This is a genomic window from Flavobacterium glycogeni (genome assembly GCF_048286775.1).
Taxonomy (GTDB): Bacteria; Bacteroidota; Bacteroidia; order Flavobacteriales; family Flavobacteriaceae; genus Flavobacterium.
Window position 1 is genome coordinate 1 of record NZ_JBLVPV010000020.1, and the last position, 17,429, is coordinate 17,429.

Genomic DNA, 17,429 nt, shown 5'->3' on the forward strand with positions numbered 1-17,429 from the left:
ATGTAGATTTTCTTTTGTATTTTTGAATGAATTTAATTCAAAATTCTCAATCAAAAATTCTGGCAGTATTAATTTTAATAATTCTATATACGATTCCAACTTTATTCTGTTTTTTTTACAAATATCTGATTTTATAATTATTTCTCCCCAGGTTTTGTTCTTGATCCCTTGTTTTCTATCTGTTCTTTTTTTGTTTTCAAATCATTTGAACTAAAATTTCCCCATCGCTTCAAAATCTGTCGAAATGGTCGTAATGCCGTTTTTGCTGCTTTTTTAATGGTGTTTCATATCCAAATTAACCTCCTCCTTCACCATTGCTCATTCGCTAATATAATGGCAACGAAACAGCAGATTGTACATTCATTTTTGGGTAAAAAGTGTTTGTTGTAAAAAAAACAATTAGGATAATTTTTACTTTCATGATAGTGTTGATTACAGTTTAGTGGATTAAAAATAGTGTGAAAATTTGCGATGTTATTCTTAAAAAAAAGTACCATCAGAAATAAATCCGATGGTACTTAAAAAAACTAATCAAAATTCATTAGCCTTATAATCAGTTGTATTACAATAGTAATGCTTCTGATTTAATATCCTTTTGCAGCTTGTGCGTCTTTTAAATTTGGATTGTGGTCGATTGCACTTTGAGGATAAGGCATTTTAACAAATCTAGATTCCCATTTGCGTTCCTGTGCTAGGCTATTGGTAATGTCACGGGTGTCTTTCATTACATTACTGGCAATATTCCAACGGCGAATATCCTGAAAACGCTGTCCTTCACCCGCTAATTCAATACGTCTTTCATTATGTATCAATTGACGTAGTTTGTCTTTGGTGTTGTATACAGTCTGATCAATTGCAGGCATTCCTGCACGGTCTCTAATGTCGTTTAATGCATTATAAATAGATGCGTCAGGACCAGAAGCTTCATTTTTAGCTTCAGCATAGGAAAGTAAAATTTCGGCGTAACGTATAATTTGAAAATCCTGTGCGCCATCCCATTCAGCCGATGCATAAGCAGGGTCAATCAATTTTCTGAAGTTGTAACCTGTTTTGCTGTTATTATTACCTCCTTTACCCCATTCGAATACATACCCTGCATTAAAGCGATCCCAAGGGTTTGATGGGAATAAAATGCTGGCGTATAAACGGGTATCTCTGTTTTTAAACTCATCATAATAAGCTGCGTTAGGTGTGCCGTTATTATAATTTGTAGCTCGTTGTGCAGGGGTAGGCGGAGTGAAACTATTTCCGTTTTTATCCCAGTATGCATTTACTAAGTCAACAGTTGGGGTAATGGAACTCCAACCACCCAAATCTGATGGGGGGAGCAAGGTTTGTAATCCATTTCCGTATTCATAAGAAGAATTGTTTATGTTTTGGGAAGCCAAAATAGTTTCTTTATTATTTTCATTTGCAGCCCAAAATTGTTGTTCATAACTGGCTAATCCTTTATAGAATTTATCCTTTTCGGCAGCATTCGCAAAAGTTACAAAATTTGAATAATCATCTTTTGTGTCATTGGCAGCTAGAGTAGTAACCCTGAATAACTGGTATCCCATTCCCATCACATGCTGGGCACTTGCCACAGCTTCGCTCCATTTACCATAGTGTAATTCTACTCTTGTTTTAATTGCCCATGCAGCGCCAGTAGTAATTCTACCCGTTTCATTATTTGTTCCACCGGCATAATTAGCTGGCAACTGATCTGCTACACTTGTTAATTCGGATAAAACAAATGCAATTACATCTGCTTCAGGTGTTGGTACTATAGCTGTTTCTAAAGGGTCAGCATAAGAGTTTTTGATTAGAGGCACAGATCCAAAATATCTTGCTAATTCAAAATAGGTGGTTGCTCTTAAAACTCTGGCTTCAGCAATAAATCTCTTTTTCAAATCTTCGTTCATGGGTGTTTTCCCCACATTATCCAAAAAATAATTAAATTGACGAATGGCGGTATAACGAGATTTATACCCTTGATCTAATGTGGCATCAATGTCTCCTGCACTTATCGAAGTGGCAGTGCCTTCCCAAGGATATTGACAATAGGCATTGTCTGAAGATGCATCATTATAGATATTATAATAACTACCTTCTAAATAGGCGTAGCATCCGGTCAAGGTCAAACGGGCTTCCTTTTCTGATGTCCAGAATGTGGCACTTGATATTTGATCTTGTGGTAACCTGTCAAGTGAATCTTCACTGCATCCACTGAGGGCAGTTATTGCTAAAATAGCGACTATTTTATATGATATATATTTCATGAAATTTTAATTAAAGGGTTATTAAAGAGAAACGTTCAATCCAAAAGAATAAGATTTAAGTTGTGGGTAAGAAGCTCTTGCAGAAGAAGTTTCAGGGTCAAAATCTTTCAATCTCTTATCTGCTCTTATAGTAAATGGGTTATTACTGGAAGCATATATTCGGATTCCTTGAACGTTGATTTTTGAGGTCAAACTCTTAGGAAGATTGTAACCCAATGATATGGTTTTGATTCTGAAATAAGCAGCATCATATAACCAAAAACTGGATTTTTTAAGGTTTTGCGTGTTATCGGCAGAGCTCAATATACGTGGATAGGATGCATTTGGGTTAGGATTCGCGATAGTCCATCGATCCAGTACATTGTCTTTAGCACCGGCGCCATTAAAAAATGCCTGTGAAGCTTCGGCATCAAGATATACCTTTATATCACTAACACCTTGTCCCATTATGGCAAAGTCGAAATCCTTGTAATTGGCTGTGATATTTATACCATAGGTAATATAAGGTACATCTGAGCCTAGAACTACACGGTCGTCTCCATCAATAACATTATCGCCATTCTGGTCTTTATATTTGATGTCTCCGGCTTTTGTAGCAGTTGATTGTAAAGCATGTGCTGCTACATCTGCTGCAGTTCCAAACAAGCCTTCAGCTTCCCACATATAAAAAGAACCAATAGGTTCACCAACACGGTTTATCCAAGGATCATTAATTTGATCGCCTTGATCGCCAAGATCTACCACTTTGTTCCAGATTCTGCTGAAATTTCCACCTACTGAAAAATTAAAATCACCTATGTGATTGTTATGTGTCAATGATAATTCAATTCCTTTGTTTTGCACTTTGGCTAAATTTACTGAGGGACTTAATTTGTCATCTAAACCTGCTTCATCCGGTAATGATGGATTAACCAATAATATTCCATTGGTCATTCTGTCGAAAGCATCTACCTGTACGTTTAATTTATTATTCCATAAACTAACATCCAATCCAACATTAGTCATGTCAATTTTTTCCCATGTAAGATTTGGATTAGCTAATTTCCCTGGAAAAACCCCGTCCTGTTTACCTTCATCCAAAATTGCGCCAACACCAGTCTTTAATCCATCGTAAAAATCGTAATTACCTACATTACCGGTGTTACCTAATTTACCCCAGGAAGCTCGTATTTTTAATTCCGAAATCCAGTCAACGGATTGCATAAAATTTTCCTGAGAGATACGCCATGCTCCTGAAACCGAAGGGAAAGTACCTAAGCGATGTCCTCCTGAAAATTTAGATGAATAGTCAGCTCTTAAACTGGATTCAAACAAATATTTATTGTCATAAGCGTAATTAAAACGACCAAAAAAGGATTGATAGGCATTTTCATTAAATTTTGTCTCATCAGGATTTATTGATGTGTTTAAAGGATCGGTTGAACCGGCATTTGTTGAATTTAAACCATTGGTTACAAATGATTTACGGGTAATATCTATAGATCTGCTTCTGTTATCTTCATGGGAGGTTCCTGCTAAAAGTTTACCATAGTGGTTGCCAATGTTCTTTTCATAGCTGGCAGTTACCTGTGCCAATAAACTACCAGAATTACTCCAGCGTTCATTATGGCTATTTGGGCTGATACCGGTACCACTAATCGGGTTTCCTGTATTGAAATTTAGTATTGGAGCCATCTCATTAATAAAAGAGCTGTTAAAGCCATTGAAATAGTTGTATGACAACAGTCCGTTAATATCAAATCCTTTTATTGGTGAAAAAGTAGCATTTACAGAACCCAGAAATCTATTTGCATTAGAATCATTTCTACCCCCTTCTTCTAGTTTGCGCAGTGGATTGTCTTTGGCTAAAGTCCCGTCAATTCTACCGCCATTCATGCTTCCCCAATTACCATTAGTTTGTTTATTCACCATTAAGGGCACCATTCTATTAAGTGATACAAAGCTTATATTACCTTTTTTATTGTCGAAGGCATCACGGATAAATGAGATATTCGTCCCAACTTTAAACTTATCTGTTACTTTTGATTCTGTATTGGCACGGAAAGAATAGCGTTTAAGGTCTTTACCGGGAAGAAGTGAATTTTGATCAAAGATTGATCCGCTCAAGAAATAACGGGTATCACCTCCACCAGAAATGCTTATTTGATGTTCTGACATTGGGGCAGAATCTCTTAAAACAAGACTGTACCAATCGGTGTCAGGAAAACGATCCGGATCAGACTGGTCTTTTATTGTTTGTAAATTAGCGGCAGTATAAGGTAATGCTTTGCCAGCATTTGTAGCGGCTTCATTGCGCAATGTGGCATAATCATACGCCCCAAGCCAATTTGGTAATACCGTAGCTGATTGAACCGCATAGTAGGTATTATAATTTACTGTCATTTTTCCTTCTTTTCCTTTTTTAGTGGTAACAAGGATAACGCCATAAGCAGCACGGGAACCATAAATAGAGGAAGCTGATGCGTCTTTCAATATAGAGATACTTTCAACATCGTTTGGATTAATTCTTGCAAAATCATTGGCACTCACAGGTACACCATCCACTACGTATAAAGCTTCTGAAGAACCAAGATTCCCCCTGCCTCTAATGTTAATAGATCCCATGTCATTTCCAACATCTCCAGGTCGTGAAAGGATATTCACACCGGGGACGGTACCTTGCAATGCATTAGTTAAAGAGGTTACGGGACGATTAATCAGTGTTTTGGTGCTAACCGTATTTACTGCGCCAGAAAGATTCACTTTCTTTTGTGTTCCATAAGCGACCACAACCACTTCTTCTAATTTTTGACCGGTCTCTTTTAAGACAATAGTTAGCGGAGAGTTTCCAATAGTGACTTCTTGTGACTCCATACCAATATAGGAAACAACTAATTTCGCACTGTTATTTGGTACTTCGATTGTAAAACTACCGTTGAAATCGGTCTGTGTGCTAACTTTAGTTCCTTTGAGAAGTATGTTAACCCCTGGTATAGGAAGCCCTTTTTCATCCACAACCTTGCCTTTGACTATTTTTTTATCTTGTAATAAATAGGTTTTAGAGGAAATAACCGTTTTAGAGGTTGCTGCTGCCGAAACTTGCAAAGTCAGCGCTAATAATAATCCGGAGGTTAGTTTGACAACTCTCCAAGTTTTAGAGTTAAGCCGATGATTTCTTGGCTCATTTTTAATAAATAATTTCATACTTTTGTGATGGTTTTGGTTAATAATAAATTTTCCTTGCTTGGTCTATTTATCTGTTTTTCCAATCACTGTTTCTTTTTTAAGGAACTAGCCAGCAATGCTTGTAACATCTGCTGGCTTTTTTTATGGATAACAAATAAATATAATATTCAAAAATACAAACGTCTTTTTAAGGAACACACCGGTACCTACCAGTTTTTTTATGACTTGTGTAAAAAATCAATTAAATTTAAATGAATATCGAAAAACAAAATGATAATTGAAGGGTTAAATTGGCTAAAGGAGAAAGCATCATTAAATAAGTTTTATTAAAATTTTAATGGTCAAGAGTTATTGTTTTATATTTAATAGCAGAACTAAAAAGAAGAAACGACGTTGAAGTTGATGTTTATTGTTGCTATTTTAATAATAACAGAAAACTTCTAAAATTGAAAATTGAAGATAAAAGTATCAACATTATGGTATGATAAATCTAAGTACTTATCAGATATAACTTAGTTTGTAAGACCCTACCGGTAATTAGATTGTTGGTTTGTGTATGATTAAACTTATCTGAATTATTATCCTTTTTCGTATTTTGTAAGAATTTCTAGAAAAATATTTATAATGCTTTGTTAAAAGGGAGTGTTTGTTAATTATCGTTACAACAAATGCCTAATAATTAAAGCGCACTTTTTGTCTACCATTGCTCAACCATTATATCAAATTGATTGTCTTATCAAGTAGCAATGCTATTCTAGCTTAGATGATCTTTATCCTGATTTGGCTTTTTTTGATTTCTGATGGACGGAATTAGTATGGATTGTATATTGGGAGTAGATGTTTTGAAGATTTAAACAGATAATGGTATTGAAAGAATAAAATTTACGGCTGTTTTGTTTAATAGGTATAAAAAAAGCTTTCAGAAGTATTGAAAGCTTTTTTAATGTTTTAATTGAGTTTTTCTAGTCTCTGTTGACTAAACTATCTTCTTTCCAAGTTTTCACCGATGCAATTCTACTGTTAGAAAAATCTACTTCGCTCAAATTACTTCCATTCCAGAAAAACCATTTTCCAGTTTTAGTACCATTTTCATAATTGCCAATAGATTGTTTATTTCCATTTGTGTCATATGAAGTCCAAGTTCCTTCCAGTTTGCCATTTTTAAAGAAACCTTCTTGCTGTATCTTACCATCTTCAAAATAGTAAACAGCCTTAACTTGTTGGCCAATAATTTCTAATTTTGGTTTTCCTACTTGTGCAAAAAGAATCCCAGAGAACAATAGCGTCACTAAAATTACATACTTTTTCATATCGTTAGTTTTAATTAATTACATTTTCTTATCAAATTTAGAAAATAATTTACATTAAAAAAACTTTTAGTTAACAATTTAGTAACATTAGACAAAAGCTTAACATTGGAAATACTCAAACATAAAAAAACCAATGCTTTCACATTGGTTCATTTGTTTTAGTTTTATCAAACTTAGTTTAAAAGAACATCCAGTTCTTCTTGTAGTTTTGGTGACGAAGGTCTGGCTGCATCTGCTTTTACAACTTTTCCATTCGGATCTATCAAAATAAATCTAGGGATTCCGGTGATATTAAAGTCTTTAACAAATTGAGAATTCCAATCATTATCCGCAAAAACCTGAACACCGCCTAACTCTTTTTCTTTTATCATGGTTTTCCATTTTTCGAGATCTTTTAATTTGTCAATAGAAATGCTCACAAAAGCAATGTTTTTATCATGGTATTTTTCTTCAACTTTTTTCAAGAAAGGGATTTCGGCACGACAAGGTCCACACCAGGTTGCCCAAACGTCTATATATACGTATTTTCCTTTAAAGTCTTCCAGCTTCGTTTTTCCACCCTTGTAATTAGCATAGTCAAACGAAGGAGAAACGGAATTGTTTAATTTATTGTTCGCTAGACCTTGTTTGTAATATTTAGTCAAACCAGCTAAATTATTCTCAATATCTTTCTTTTGAAGAGCAACAAAATTAGGATCCATTTTGTTGGTTTCTAGTTTTGCCAAATCAGCTTTGTTTTTCTCGGCAATTAATTTATTGAACGTTTCTTCATTAGACGATAGCATTTCATCGTAATTAAATTTGCTTTCCGACATGGTGTTTTGAGCCAAAAAATTGTTCTCTACAGCTCCTTTTCCTGAATATACAATGGACTCGTCAAATTGTTTCGCATCCATTTTTAGCTTTAAATCATATCCGTTTTTAAGATACAAGCTGGTGTATTCAACCCCGTCAAACATTAGATATAAGCCGTCTTTTATGTTTAAGGTGTCTTTAAAAACGCCTTCTTTGTTGACTTGGATTTTTCGAATCACTTTTTTGTTGTCTCTGATATAAATTGAATCTCCGTTTCTGTTGGCTATTTCGGCATTAAAAGAAACGTAATTTGGACCTTGCCCGTAACTGTAAAACGTAGCGGCAAATAGAATGGCAATAAGTACTAATTTTTTCATAAGTGATGAGGTTAGATTGTGTTAGTCAAACTTAATTATTTAATTAATGATTTTTAAAAGATTAACAATAATTTAATTTTCGTTGAAGTTTCTTGGTTTTAGGGTTTAATACAATATTTGTTTTTACTTTTGCAGTCTAAAATTTGGATCATGTATAGAAGTCATAATTGTGGTGAGTTGAATGCCTCACATATTAATACAGAAGTTACACTTGCGGGATGGGTTCAAAAATCACGTGATAAGGGATTTATGAACTGGGTTGATTTACGCGACCGTTATGGAATTACGCAATTGATTTTTGACGAAGGTCGTTCAGAAAAATCAGTTTTTGAACTGGCAAAAACACTTGGTCGTGAATTTGTAATTCAGGTAAAAGGAACTGTTATTGAGCGTGAAGCCAAAAATAAAAACATTGCAACTGGTGAGATAGAAATTTTAGTTACTCAACTTACTATTCTTAACGCTTCGCTTACGCCTCCTTTCACTATTGAAGATGAAACGGACGGTGGAGAAGACATCAGAATGAAATACCGTTATCTTGACATTAGAAGAAATCCGGTAAAAAACAGTTTGATGTTTCGTCATAAAGTGGCAATGGAAGTGCGTAAATACCTTTCGGATTTAGATTTTTGTGAAGTGGAAACGCCTTATTTAATAAAATCTACTCCAGAAGGTGCCAGAGATTTTGTTGTTCCTTCTCGAATGAATGAAGGGCAATTTTATGCGTTACCACAATCGCCACAAACTTTCAAGCAATTATTGATGGTAGGTGGAATGGATAAATACTTCCAAATCGTGAAATGTTTCCGTGATGAAGATTTACGTGCAGACAGACAACCGGAATTTACACAAATCGATTGTGAAATGGCTTTCGTGGAACAAGAAGATATTTTGAATGTTTTTGAAGGATTGACAAGACATTTGTTGAAAGAAATAAAAGGCATCGAAGTAGATAAATTTCCAAGAATTACCTACGAATATGCTATGAAAACCTACGGAAATGACAAACCGGACATTCGTTTCGGAATGGAGTTTGGCGAGTTGAACCAATTTGCACAACACAAAGATTTCCCAGTTTTCAATGCTGCGGAATTAGTTGTTGGAATTGCCGTTCCGGGAGTTGGAAACTATACTCGTAAGGAAATTGATGGGTTAATTGACTGGGTTAAGCGTCCTCAAGTGGGTGCATCAGGAATGGTGTATGTAAAATGCAATGAAGACGGGACTTATAAATCATCAGTAGATAAATTCTACGATCAAGATGATTTAAGTGCTTGGGCAAAAACTACAGGTGCTCAGCCAGGCGATATGATTTTTGTGCTTTCTGGTCCAGCTGACAAAACGCGTACGCAGTTAAGTGCGTTGCGTATGGAATTAGCAACACGATTAGGGTTGAGAAATCCAGCTGAATTTGCGCCGCTTTGGGTGGTTGATTTTCCTTTGTTGGAATTCGATGAGGAAAGTGGTCGTTACCATGCCATGCATCACCCTTTTACATCTCCTAAACCAGAAGACATGCACTTATTGGAAACGAATCCAGGAAAAGTTCGTGCTAATGCGTATGATATGGTTTTGAATGGAAATGAAATTGGTGGTGGATCGATTCGTATTCACGATAAAGCGACTCAGCAATTAATGTTTAAATATTTAGGTTTCACCGAAGAAGAAGCTAAGGCGCAGTTCGGATTCTTGATGGATGCATTCCAGTTTGGAGCGCCACCACATGGAGGATTGGCTTTTGGATTGGATCGATTAGTAGCAATTCTTGGTGGTCAGGAAACGATTCGTGACTTCATTGCTTTTCCAAAAAATAATTCAGGGAGAGATGTTATGATTGATGCGCCGTCTACAATTGATGAGTCGCAATTGAAAGAGTTGCATATAAAATTAGTTTGATTGTAATTTACGGTGCAAATTAGTTAGAAAACGTTGAATATCAATATTTTTACAAAATAAAAAGAGAAGAATGTCTTTCGTATTATATTAAATATTACATTTGCCTCATTATAAATTATTATTACTATTACAATGCGTACAGGTACAGTTAAATTTTTCAATGAATCTAAAGGTTACGGATTCATTACAGACGAAGAAACAGGAAAAGACATTTTTGTTCATGCATCAGGAATCAACGCGGAAGAATTACGCGAAGGTGACAGAGTTAGCTATGAAGAAGAAGAAGGAAGAAAAGGAAAAGTTGCTGCGAAAGTAGCAGTGATCTAAGCATAAAAAAATTAATTTTTTTTGCCTACGAATGTTTAAAAACGTTCCGATTTATTTCGGAACGTTTTTTTTTATTCAAAATTTTTGTCACTTTCGAAATAAATGAACCTTGCTTTTTAAGATTGTTGAATTTTATAAACGTTAAACACATCTTAAGATAAAAATCTTTCCTTATTTATAATTAATAAAAATTGTAAATTTACAACGTTGTAGTTGCGATGTATTTTTGAATTTTTATTGTTATTTAATAATTTGAAAGTTATCTTTGTGGCTTATTTTTATTCAAAAAAAACGATACTATGCAATCCGATCAATTAAATTATATCCCAATTTTAATGCAGTTTATCCTAGCTGTAGGATTTGTTGTGGGAACTATATTAGTTTCAGGAAAATTAGGCCCTAAAAGATCATCTGAAATCAAAGATAAGAACTTCGAATGTGGTATTGAATCTGTTGGAAATGCGAGAATTCCATTTTCAGTTAAATATTTTCTTGTTGCCATCTTGTTTGTCTTGTTTGACGTTGAGGTAATTTTCTTGTATCCATGGGCAATCAATTTCAAAGAATTAGGAATGGAAGGAATGGTTAAAATGGTGATTTTTATGATGTTGCTTTTGGTTGGTTTCTTTTATATTATCAAAAAGAAAGCTTTAGAGTGGGAATAAGCCTCCTAACCCCCGAAGGGGGAATTAGAAGGTTTTGGAATTGAAAATATAAAATTGATTTTAAATTTAAGTTATGAACTCATAACTCATAACTCATAACTTTTATAAAAATGAGTAATTCAAGTATAAATATGGTTACCCCTCCAGAAGGTGTTGTTGGTGAAGGTTTCTTCGCTACAAAACTGAATGATGTTGTGGGATTGGCTCGTGCAAATTCATTGTGGCCTTTGCCTTTTGCAACTTCATGTTGTGGGATTGAATTTATGGCAACGATGGCTTCGCATTATGATTTAGCGCGTTTTGGTTCTGAGCGCGTGAGTTTTTCTCCACGTCAAGCGGATATGTTAATGGTAATGGGAACAATTTCAAAAAAAATGGCACCAATCTTACGTCAGGTATACGAACAGATGTCAGAGCCTCGTTGGGTAATCGCTGTTGGTGCTTGTGCTTGTTCGGGCGGGGTTTTTGACACCTATTCTGTTTTACAAGGTATTGACAAAGTAATTCCGGTTGACGTTTATGTTCCGGGTTGTCCACCAAGACCAGAACAAATTGTTGATGGGGTTATGAAATTGCAAGAATTGGTTAAAACGGAATCGGTAAGACGAAGAAGTTCTCCAGAATATCAAGAATTATTAGCTTCTTATAATATCAAATAAATAATGGCGCTAGAAACGATACAAATCCAAGAAAAATTAGTCGAAACATTTGATTCGGCTGTTTTTGAATTCAAGCAGGAAAAAGATATATTTTCATTTGAAGTAGCTGCTGATAAAATTACGGCAGTGATTCTTTTTTTGAAAAATGACCCAACATTGCGTTTTCATTTTTTGACTGATTTATGTGGGATTCACTATCCTGACAATGATGTTGATCATCAATTTGCTGTTGTTTATCATCTGCACAATTGGTACGAAAACAAAAGGATTAAAATCAAGGCATTTATCAACGGTGAAAACCCAGAAATAAAAACGATATCAAACATTTTCTTAAGTTCTAACTGGATGGAAAGAGAAACGTTTGATTTTTATGGAATAAACTTCATTGGTCATCCACAATTGAAACGTATTTTAAATATGGATGAAATGATTTCTTTTCCAATGCGAAAAGAATTTCCAATGGAAGATAGCGGAAGAACGGACAAAGATGACCGTTTCTTTGGAAGAACAACCGACAATTATTAAAAACACACACACTATTATAATTTTTCACATTAAATAAATGTCAGAACTATTATTACCACCAGAGCATCGCTATGCTAAAAGAATTGCAGCCCAACTAAACGAAGATGGAAGTGAGCTTTCAATTCTAAATTTAGGACCTACTCACCCAGCTACACACGGTATTTTTCAAAATATCTTGTTGATGGATGGAGAAAGAATTCTGGAAGCGGAACCAACCATTGGTTACATTCACAGAGCTTTCGAAAAAATCGCTGAAAACCGTCCTTTTTACCAAATCACACCTCTTACTGATAGAATGAACTACTGTTCGTCGCCTATAAACAATATGGGTTGGTGGATGACATTAGAAAAATTGTTGGATATTGAAGTTCCTAAAAGAGCGCAATATTTAAGAGTTATTGTAATGGAATTGGCAAGAATCACGGATCACATTATCTGTAATTCAATCCTTGGTGTGGATACCGGAGCGTATACCGGATTTTTATATGTGTTCCAATTTAGAGAAAAAGTCTATGAAATCTACGAAGAAATTTGTGGAGCGCGTTTGACTACTAATATGGGAAGAATTGGTGGTTTCGAAAGAGATTGGTCACCAGAAGCTTTTAGAAAATTAGATGTTTTTTTAGCAGATTTTCCAGCTGCTTGGAAAGAATTTGAAAATTTATTCGAAAGAAATAGAATTTTTATTGACAGAACTGTAAATGTTGGAGCCATAACAGCTGAACAAGCGATGGCTTACGGATTTACAGGTCCAAATTTACGTGCTGCAGGTGTTGATTATGATGTTCGTGTAGCGCAACCGTATTCTTCTTACGAAGATTTTGATTTTATTATTCCGGTTGGAAAATCGGGTGATACGTACGATCGTTTTTGCGTTCGTAATGCAGAAGTTTGGGAGAGTTTGAGTATTATTCGTCAGGCTTTAGCAAAAATGCCGGAAGGAAATGACTTCCATGCTGATGTTCCGGATTATTACCTTCCACCAAAAGAAGATGTTTACACGAGTATGGAATCGTTGATTTACCATTTCAAAATTGTTATGGGAGAAGTTCCTGTTCCAGTTGCCGAAATATACCATCCTGTTGAAGGTGGAAATGGAGAGCTAGGTTTTTATTTGGTTACTGACGGAAGTCGAACTCCTTATAGATTGCATTTTCGCAGACCTTGTTTTATTTACTACCAAGCGTATCCAGAAATGATTAAAGGTTCATTACTATCGGATGCAATTGTTATTTTGTCAAGTTTAAATGTTATTGCCGGAGAGTTAGACGCTTAATAAAATTATAAATGATGAATTATAAATTAGGAATGAAAGTCAAAAAACATTTCAAATTTAGAATTCAAAATTTGAAATAATAAAAAATGGAACGTACGTATCACAAACAAGAAATAAATATGACCGAAGCATTGATGTCCCGCATCAATGAATTGATTAGTCATTATCCTGAAGACAAAAGAAAATCGGCATTATTGCCTGTTTTGCATGAAGTTCAAGATGCTCACGAGAATTGGTTGAGTATTGAATTAATGAATAAAGTAGCCGAAATCCTTTTGATTAAACCAATTGAAGTTTACGAAGTAGTATCGTTTTATACGATGTACAACCAAAGGCCTATTGGAAAATACATGTTCGAATTTTGTCAAACTTCTCCTTGTTGTTTGAATGGAGTGGAGGATTTAATGGATTATACCTGTGAAAAATTAGGTGTAAAAGTGGGTGAGCCTACTCCAGACGGTCTCTTCGAAGTTAGAGGCGTTGAATGTTTAGGTGCTTGTGGTTACGCTCCAATGATGCAATTAGGCGATTTTTACAAAGAACATTTGACGGCAGCAAAAATCGACCAGTTAATTGAAGATTGCAAAAACGATACAATAATATTACACGATAAATAATATGTCACAAAAAATATTATTAGACAAAATAAATATCCCAGGAATTAAAACCTACGAAGTATACCGTCAAAACGGGGGTTATGCTTCAGTAGAAAAAGCCATAAAAACATTAACGCCAGACGAAGTGGTCGAAGAAGTAAAAACTTCAGGATTACGTGGTCGTGGTGGAGCGGGTTTCCCTGCCGGAATGAAATGGAGTTTTATTGATAAAAAATCAGGAAAACCAAGACATTTAGTTTGTAATGCGGATGAATCAGAACCAGGAACTTTCAAGGATCGTTATTTGATGGAATTTATTCCTCATTTATTGATCGAAGGAATGATTACTTCCAGTTATGCTTTGGGTGCAAACCTTTCGTACATCTACATTCGTGGAGAATACATGTGGGTTTATAAAATATTGGAAAGAGCCATTAACGAAGCAAAAGCTGCCGGATTTTTGGGTAAAAATATATTAGGTTCAGGGTATGATTTAGAACTTTACGTTCATTGTGGTGCCGGAGCTTACATTTGTGGTGAAGAAACTGCATTGATTGAATCATTGGAAGGAAAAAGAGGAAATCCTCGTATCAAACCACCATTTCCTGCTATTTCAGGACTTTGGGCAAATCCAACGGTTGTAAATAACGTAGAAACTATTGCCGCTGTGCCGTGGATTGTGAACAATTCGGGTGCGGAATATGCCAAAATCGGTATTGGACGTTCTACTGGAACCAAATTAATTTCGGCTTCGGGGCATATCAAAAACCCGGGTGTTTATGAAATCGAATTGGGTCTGAGTGTTTACGAATTCATGAATTCTGATGAATATTTAGGAGGAATGAGTTCTGACAGACCTTTGAAAGCATTTGTACCGGGAGGAAGTTCTGTTCCCGTTTTACCAGCCCATTTAATTTATAAAACGGCAAACGGTGAAGATCGTTTGATGTCATACGAATCGTTAAGTGACGGTGGATTTGCAACGGGTTCTATGTTGGGATCCGGTGGATTTATTGTTTACAATGATACGTCTTGTATCGTTCGTAATACTTGGAACTTCTCTCGTTTTTACCACCATGAAAGCTGTGGACAATGTTCACCATGTCGTGAAGGAACAGGCTGGATGGAAAAAGTATTACACCGAATAGAAAATGGTCACGGTCGTGAAGAAGATATCGATTTGCTGTTGAGTATTCAGAGTAAAATTGAAGGAAATACAATTTGTCCATTAGGTGACGCAGCAGCTTGGCCAGTGGCAGCAGCCATTCGTCATTTTAGAGAGGAGTTTGAATACCATATTCGTTTCCCGGAAAAAATAAAAAATAGAGATCATTTTGTTGCGGAACCTTTTGAAAAAGTAAAGCATTTAGTTTCTAAAGTAATCGTATAAAGTCAAGAATTTCAGAAAATGAAAGTAACCATAGACGGTCAAAGCATAGAAGTAGAACCAGGAACAACAATCCTGCAGGCAGCACGTATGATAGGTGGAGAAGTAGTTCCGCCAGCGATGTGCTATTATTCTAAACTAAAAGGAAGCGGTGGAAAATGCCGTTGTTGTTTAGTGGAAGTTGCAAAAGGAAGTGAAGCTGATCCAAGACCAATGCCTAAATTAATGGCATCTTGTGTAACAGGTTGTATGGACGGAATGGAAGTGAACAGTAAATCTTCACCAAGAGTAACCGAAGCCAGAAAATCAGTAACAGAATTTTTATTGATCAATCACCCTTTAGATTGTCCGGTTTGTGATCAAGCAGGAGAATGTGATTTGCAAAATTTAAGCTTTGAGCACGGGAAATCAGAAACTCGCTTTATAGAAGAAAAAAGAACATTTGAGCCAGAAAACATTGGTCCAAATATTCAATTACACATGAACCGTTGTATTCTTTGTTACCGTTGTGTAATGGTTGCAGATCAATTGACTGACGATCGTGTTCACGGAGTAATGGATAGAGGAGATCATTCTAATATATCGACTTGTATCTCAAAAGCGGTTGATAATGAGTTCTCCGGAAATATGATTGATGTTTGTCCGGTAGGCGCATTGACTGATAAAACTTTTAGATTTAAATCAAGAGTTTGGTTCAGCAAGCCTTATAATGCACACAGAAATTGCCCTACTTGTTCCGGAAAAACTACCGTTTGGATGTTTGGTGACGAAATCCAACGCGTTACCGGAAGAAAAGATGAGTACCATGAAGTAGATGAATTTATTTGTAATGGATGTCGTTTTGACCACAAAGACATTGCAGATTGGACTATTGAAGGACCGAGAGCATTCGAAAAAGATTCGGTTATCAACCAAAACAAATACAACAGAAAATTACAAAAAGTGGAAATCGCTACCGAAGATCATATCCTTTTAGGTAGAGAAGAAGACCGTAAGAAAATAAGCATGGTCGAAATTCCATTGACTGAAGAAGACATTATTAATCAAAAAAGCTTGGGTAATAATGGATAGTACTATTATCATAGAAAAAAGTGTCATTATTGTTGCGGTTTTTGCTTTGACAATGTTAATGGCAATGTATTCCACGTGGGCTGAACGAAAAGTTGCCGCTTGGCTTCAAGATCGTGTTGGACCAAACAGAGCAGGTCCTTTTGGATTGTTTCAACCGCTTGCCGATGGTTTAAAATTATTCTCGAAAGAAGAATTTGAGCCAAACACTCCAAACAGATTTTTGTTTTTTGTAGGTCCGGCAATTGCTATGAGTACCGCTTTGATGACGAGCGCCGTAATTCCTTGGGGAGACAGGCTGCATTTGTTTGGAAGAGATATTCTATTGCAGGCAACTGATTTAAACATTGGATTGTTATACTTTATTGGAGTTGTTTCAGTGGGTGTTTACGGAATCATGATTGGTGGTTGGGCATCGAATAATAAGTTCTCTTTGATGGGCGCCGTTCGTGCTGCTTCGCAAATGGTATCTTATGAAGTTGCCATGGGACTTTCGCTGATTGCTTTGTTGATGATGACCGGAACGTTGAGTTTAAGAGAGATCTCGGCACAACAAGCAGGAATGAATTGGAATGTGTTTTACCAACCGTTATCTTTTATTATATTCTTAATTTGTGCTTTTGCAGAAACCAATAGAACACCTTTTGATTTAGCGGAATGCGAAACGGAATTAATTGGAGGTTATCACACGGAATATTCATCGATGAAAATGGGATTCTATTTATTTGCTGAATATGCTAATATGTTTATTTCTTCTACGATTTTAGCGGTTTTATTCTTTGGAGGTTATAATTATCCTGGAATGAGTTGGGCAGTAGAAAATTGGGGTGTAAATATTGCAAATGTTATAGGATTTGGTGCTTTGTTTATCAAATTGTGTGGATTCATCTTTTTCTATATGTGGGTTCGTTGGACCATTCCAAGATTCAGATACGATCAATTGATGCATTTGGGATGGAGAATTTTGATTCCATTATCCATTATCAATATTATGATTACCGGAATTGTAATTTTGAGAAGCGAAATTGCAACTTATTTAGGATTTTAGAATTTAAGATCAGATAGAGTAAGAAAAAACTTAAGGTGTCGCAAATTGCGACACCTTAAGAAATGGATTTTATA

General features: G+C 35.5%; 14 protein-coding genes. 10 read left to right on the forward strand and 4 right to left on the reverse strand.

Translation table 11 applies throughout. The annotated features are described in order from the left end of the window. Nucleotides 1–584: 584 nt before the first annotated feature. The 4 genes from ACNQGX_RS14035 to ACNQGX_RS14050 all read right to left on the reverse strand — a co-directional run bounded on the left by ACNQGX_RS14035 (nucleotide 585) and on the right by ACNQGX_RS14050 (nucleotide 7,908). Nucleotides 585–2,261, reverse strand: coding sequence for a RagB/SusD family nutrient uptake outer membrane protein (locus tag ACNQGX_RS14035; RefSeq protein ID WP_417977254.1), 1,677 nt, complete (start codon nucleotides 2,259–2,261; stop codon nucleotides 585–587). A 21-nt stretch (nucleotides 2,262–2,282) separates the two neighbouring features. Beyond that, on the reverse strand, nucleotides 2,283–5,444 hold the full coding sequence (locus tag ACNQGX_RS14040; RefSeq protein WP_417977256.1) for a SusC/RagA family TonB-linked outer membrane protein: 3,162 nt from the start codon (nucleotides 5,442–5,444) through the stop codon (nucleotides 2,283–2,285). A gap of 944 nt (nucleotides 5,445–6,388) precedes the next feature. Then, complete coding sequence (locus ACNQGX_RS14045; protein ID WP_417977258.1) at nucleotides 6,389–6,736, reverse strand: toxin-antitoxin system YwqK family antitoxin; 348 nt, start codon at nucleotides 6,734–6,736, stop codon at nucleotides 6,389–6,391. Between the two features lie 173 nt (nucleotides 6,737–6,909). After that, a complete protein-coding gene (locus ACNQGX_RS14050; protein ID WP_417977260.1) occupies nucleotides 6,910–7,908 on the reverse strand; it encodes a TlpA family protein disulfide reductase in 999 nt (332 codons plus the stop codon). Between the two features lie 150 nt (nucleotides 7,909–8,058). On the opposite strand from ACNQGX_RS14050, the gene aspS reads away from it, so the two are divergent. From aspS to nuoH, 10 genes are all read left to right on the forward strand, one after another. Beyond that, nucleotides 8,059–9,804: an aspartate--tRNA ligase gene (gene aspS / locus ACNQGX_RS14055; RefSeq protein ID WP_417977261.1), complete on the forward strand. Its 1,746-nt coding sequence runs from the start codon at nucleotides 8,059–8,061 to the stop codon at nucleotides 9,802–9,804. A gap of 132 nt (nucleotides 9,805–9,936) precedes the next feature. Beyond that, nucleotides 9,937–10,131 carry a cold-shock protein gene (locus tag ACNQGX_RS14060; RefSeq protein WP_007137066.1) on the forward strand — a complete coding sequence of 65 codons (195 nt, stop codon included), beginning with the start codon at nucleotides 9,937–9,939 and terminating at the stop codon, nucleotides 10,129–10,131. A 299-nt stretch (nucleotides 10,132–10,430) separates the two neighbouring features. Continuing rightward, nucleotides 10,431–10,796: an NADH-quinone oxidoreductase subunit A gene (locus ACNQGX_RS14065; RefSeq protein WP_091172430.1), complete on the forward strand. Its 366-nt coding sequence runs from the start codon at nucleotides 10,431–10,433 to the stop codon at nucleotides 10,794–10,796. Between the two features lie 110 nt (nucleotides 10,797–10,906). Further along, nucleotides 10,907–11,455, forward strand: a complete 549-nt coding sequence (locus tag ACNQGX_RS14070) for an NADH-quinone oxidoreductase subunit B (protein ID WP_417977263.1) — start codon at nucleotides 10,907–10,909, stop codon at nucleotides 11,453–11,455. Between the two features lie 3 nt (nucleotides 11,456–11,458). Further along, nucleotides 11,459–11,980 (forward strand): NADH-quinone oxidoreductase subunit C, encoded by a 522-nt coding sequence (locus ACNQGX_RS14075; protein ID WP_039110431.1) that lies wholly within the window; start codon nucleotides 11,459–11,461, stop codon nucleotides 11,978–11,980. 37 nt (nucleotides 11,981–12,017) lie between these two features. Continuing rightward, nucleotides 12,018–13,256 carry an NADH-quinone oxidoreductase subunit D gene (locus ACNQGX_RS14080; RefSeq protein ID WP_417977265.1) on the forward strand — a complete coding sequence of 413 codons (1,239 nt, stop codon included), beginning with the start codon at nucleotides 12,018–12,020 and terminating at the stop codon, nucleotides 13,254–13,256. Nucleotides 13,257–13,342: 86 nt separating this feature from the next. Next, on the forward strand, nucleotides 13,343–13,873 hold the full coding sequence (locus ACNQGX_RS14085) for a complex I 24 kDa subunit family protein (RefSeq protein WP_196852689.1): 531 nt from the start codon (nucleotides 13,343–13,345) through the stop codon (nucleotides 13,871–13,873). Between the two features lies 1 nt (nucleotide 13,874). Continuing rightward, nucleotides 13,875–15,242, forward strand: a complete 1,368-nt coding sequence (gene nuoF / locus ACNQGX_RS14090) for an NADH-quinone oxidoreductase subunit NuoF (RefSeq protein WP_417977267.1) — start codon at nucleotides 13,875–13,877, stop codon at nucleotides 15,240–15,242. 18 nt (nucleotides 15,243–15,260) lie between these two features. After that, on the forward strand, nucleotides 15,261–16,310 hold the full coding sequence (locus ACNQGX_RS14095; RefSeq protein WP_417977268.1) for an NADH-quinone oxidoreductase subunit G: 1,050 nt from the start codon (nucleotides 15,261–15,263) through the stop codon (nucleotides 16,308–16,310). After that, nucleotides 16,303–17,355 carry an NADH-quinone oxidoreductase subunit NuoH gene (nuoH, locus tag ACNQGX_RS14100; protein WP_131915651.1) on the forward strand — a complete coding sequence of 351 codons (1,053 nt, stop codon included), beginning with the start codon at nucleotides 16,303–16,305 and terminating at the stop codon, nucleotides 17,353–17,355. The genes ACNQGX_RS14095 and nuoH overlap by 8 nt, the downstream gene beginning before the upstream one ends. The last annotated feature ends 74 nt before the right edge of the window (nucleotides 17,356–17,429 follow it).

What these genes read in the sequence shown, in the direction of transcription:
- ACNQGX_RS14035 (WP_417977254.1), bottom strand. Translation starts at nt 2,261, where the DNA reads ATGAAATATATATCATATAAAATAGTCGCTATTTTAGCAATAACTGCC.
- ACNQGX_RS14040 (WP_417977256.1), bottom strand. Translation starts at nt 5,444, where the DNA reads ATGAAATTATTTATTAAAAATGAGCCAAGAAATCATCGGCTTAACTCT.
- ACNQGX_RS14045 (WP_417977258.1), bottom strand. Translation starts at nt 6,736, where the DNA reads ATGAAAAAGTATGTAATTTTAGTGACGCTATTGTTCTCTGGGATTCTT.
- ACNQGX_RS14050 (WP_417977260.1), bottom strand. Translation starts at nt 7,908, where the DNA reads ATGAAAAAATTAGTACTTATTGCCATTCTATTTGCCGCTACGTTTTAC.
- aspS (WP_417977261.1), top strand. Translation starts at nt 8,059, where the DNA reads ATGTATAGAAGTCATAATTGTGGTGAGTTGAATGCCTCACATATTAAT.
- ACNQGX_RS14060 (WP_007137066.1), top strand. Translation starts at nt 9,937, where the DNA reads ATGCGTACAGGTACAGTTAAATTTTTCAATGAATCTAAAGGTTACGGA.
- ACNQGX_RS14065 (WP_091172430.1), top strand. Translation starts at nt 10,431, where the DNA reads ATGCAATCCGATCAATTAAATTATATCCCAATTTTAATGCAGTTTATC.
- ACNQGX_RS14070 (WP_417977263.1), top strand. Translation starts at nt 10,907, where the DNA reads ATGAGTAATTCAAGTATAAATATGGTTACCCCTCCAGAAGGTGTTGTT.
- ACNQGX_RS14075 (WP_039110431.1), top strand. Translation starts at nt 11,459, where the DNA reads ATGGCGCTAGAAACGATACAAATCCAAGAAAAATTAGTCGAAACATTT.
- ACNQGX_RS14080 (WP_417977265.1), top strand. Translation starts at nt 12,018, where the DNA reads ATGTCAGAACTATTATTACCACCAGAGCATCGCTATGCTAAAAGAATT.
- ACNQGX_RS14085 (WP_196852689.1), top strand. Translation starts at nt 13,343, where the DNA reads ATGGAACGTACGTATCACAAACAAGAAATAAATATGACCGAAGCATTG.
- nuoF (WP_417977267.1), top strand. Translation starts at nt 13,875, where the DNA reads ATGTCACAAAAAATATTATTAGACAAAATAAATATCCCAGGAATTAAA.
- ACNQGX_RS14095 (WP_417977268.1), top strand. Translation starts at nt 15,261, where the DNA reads ATGAAAGTAACCATAGACGGTCAAAGCATAGAAGTAGAACCAGGAACA.
- nuoH (WP_131915651.1), top strand. Translation starts at nt 16,303, where the DNA reads ATGGATAGTACTATTATCATAGAAAAAAGTGTCATTATTGTTGCGGTT.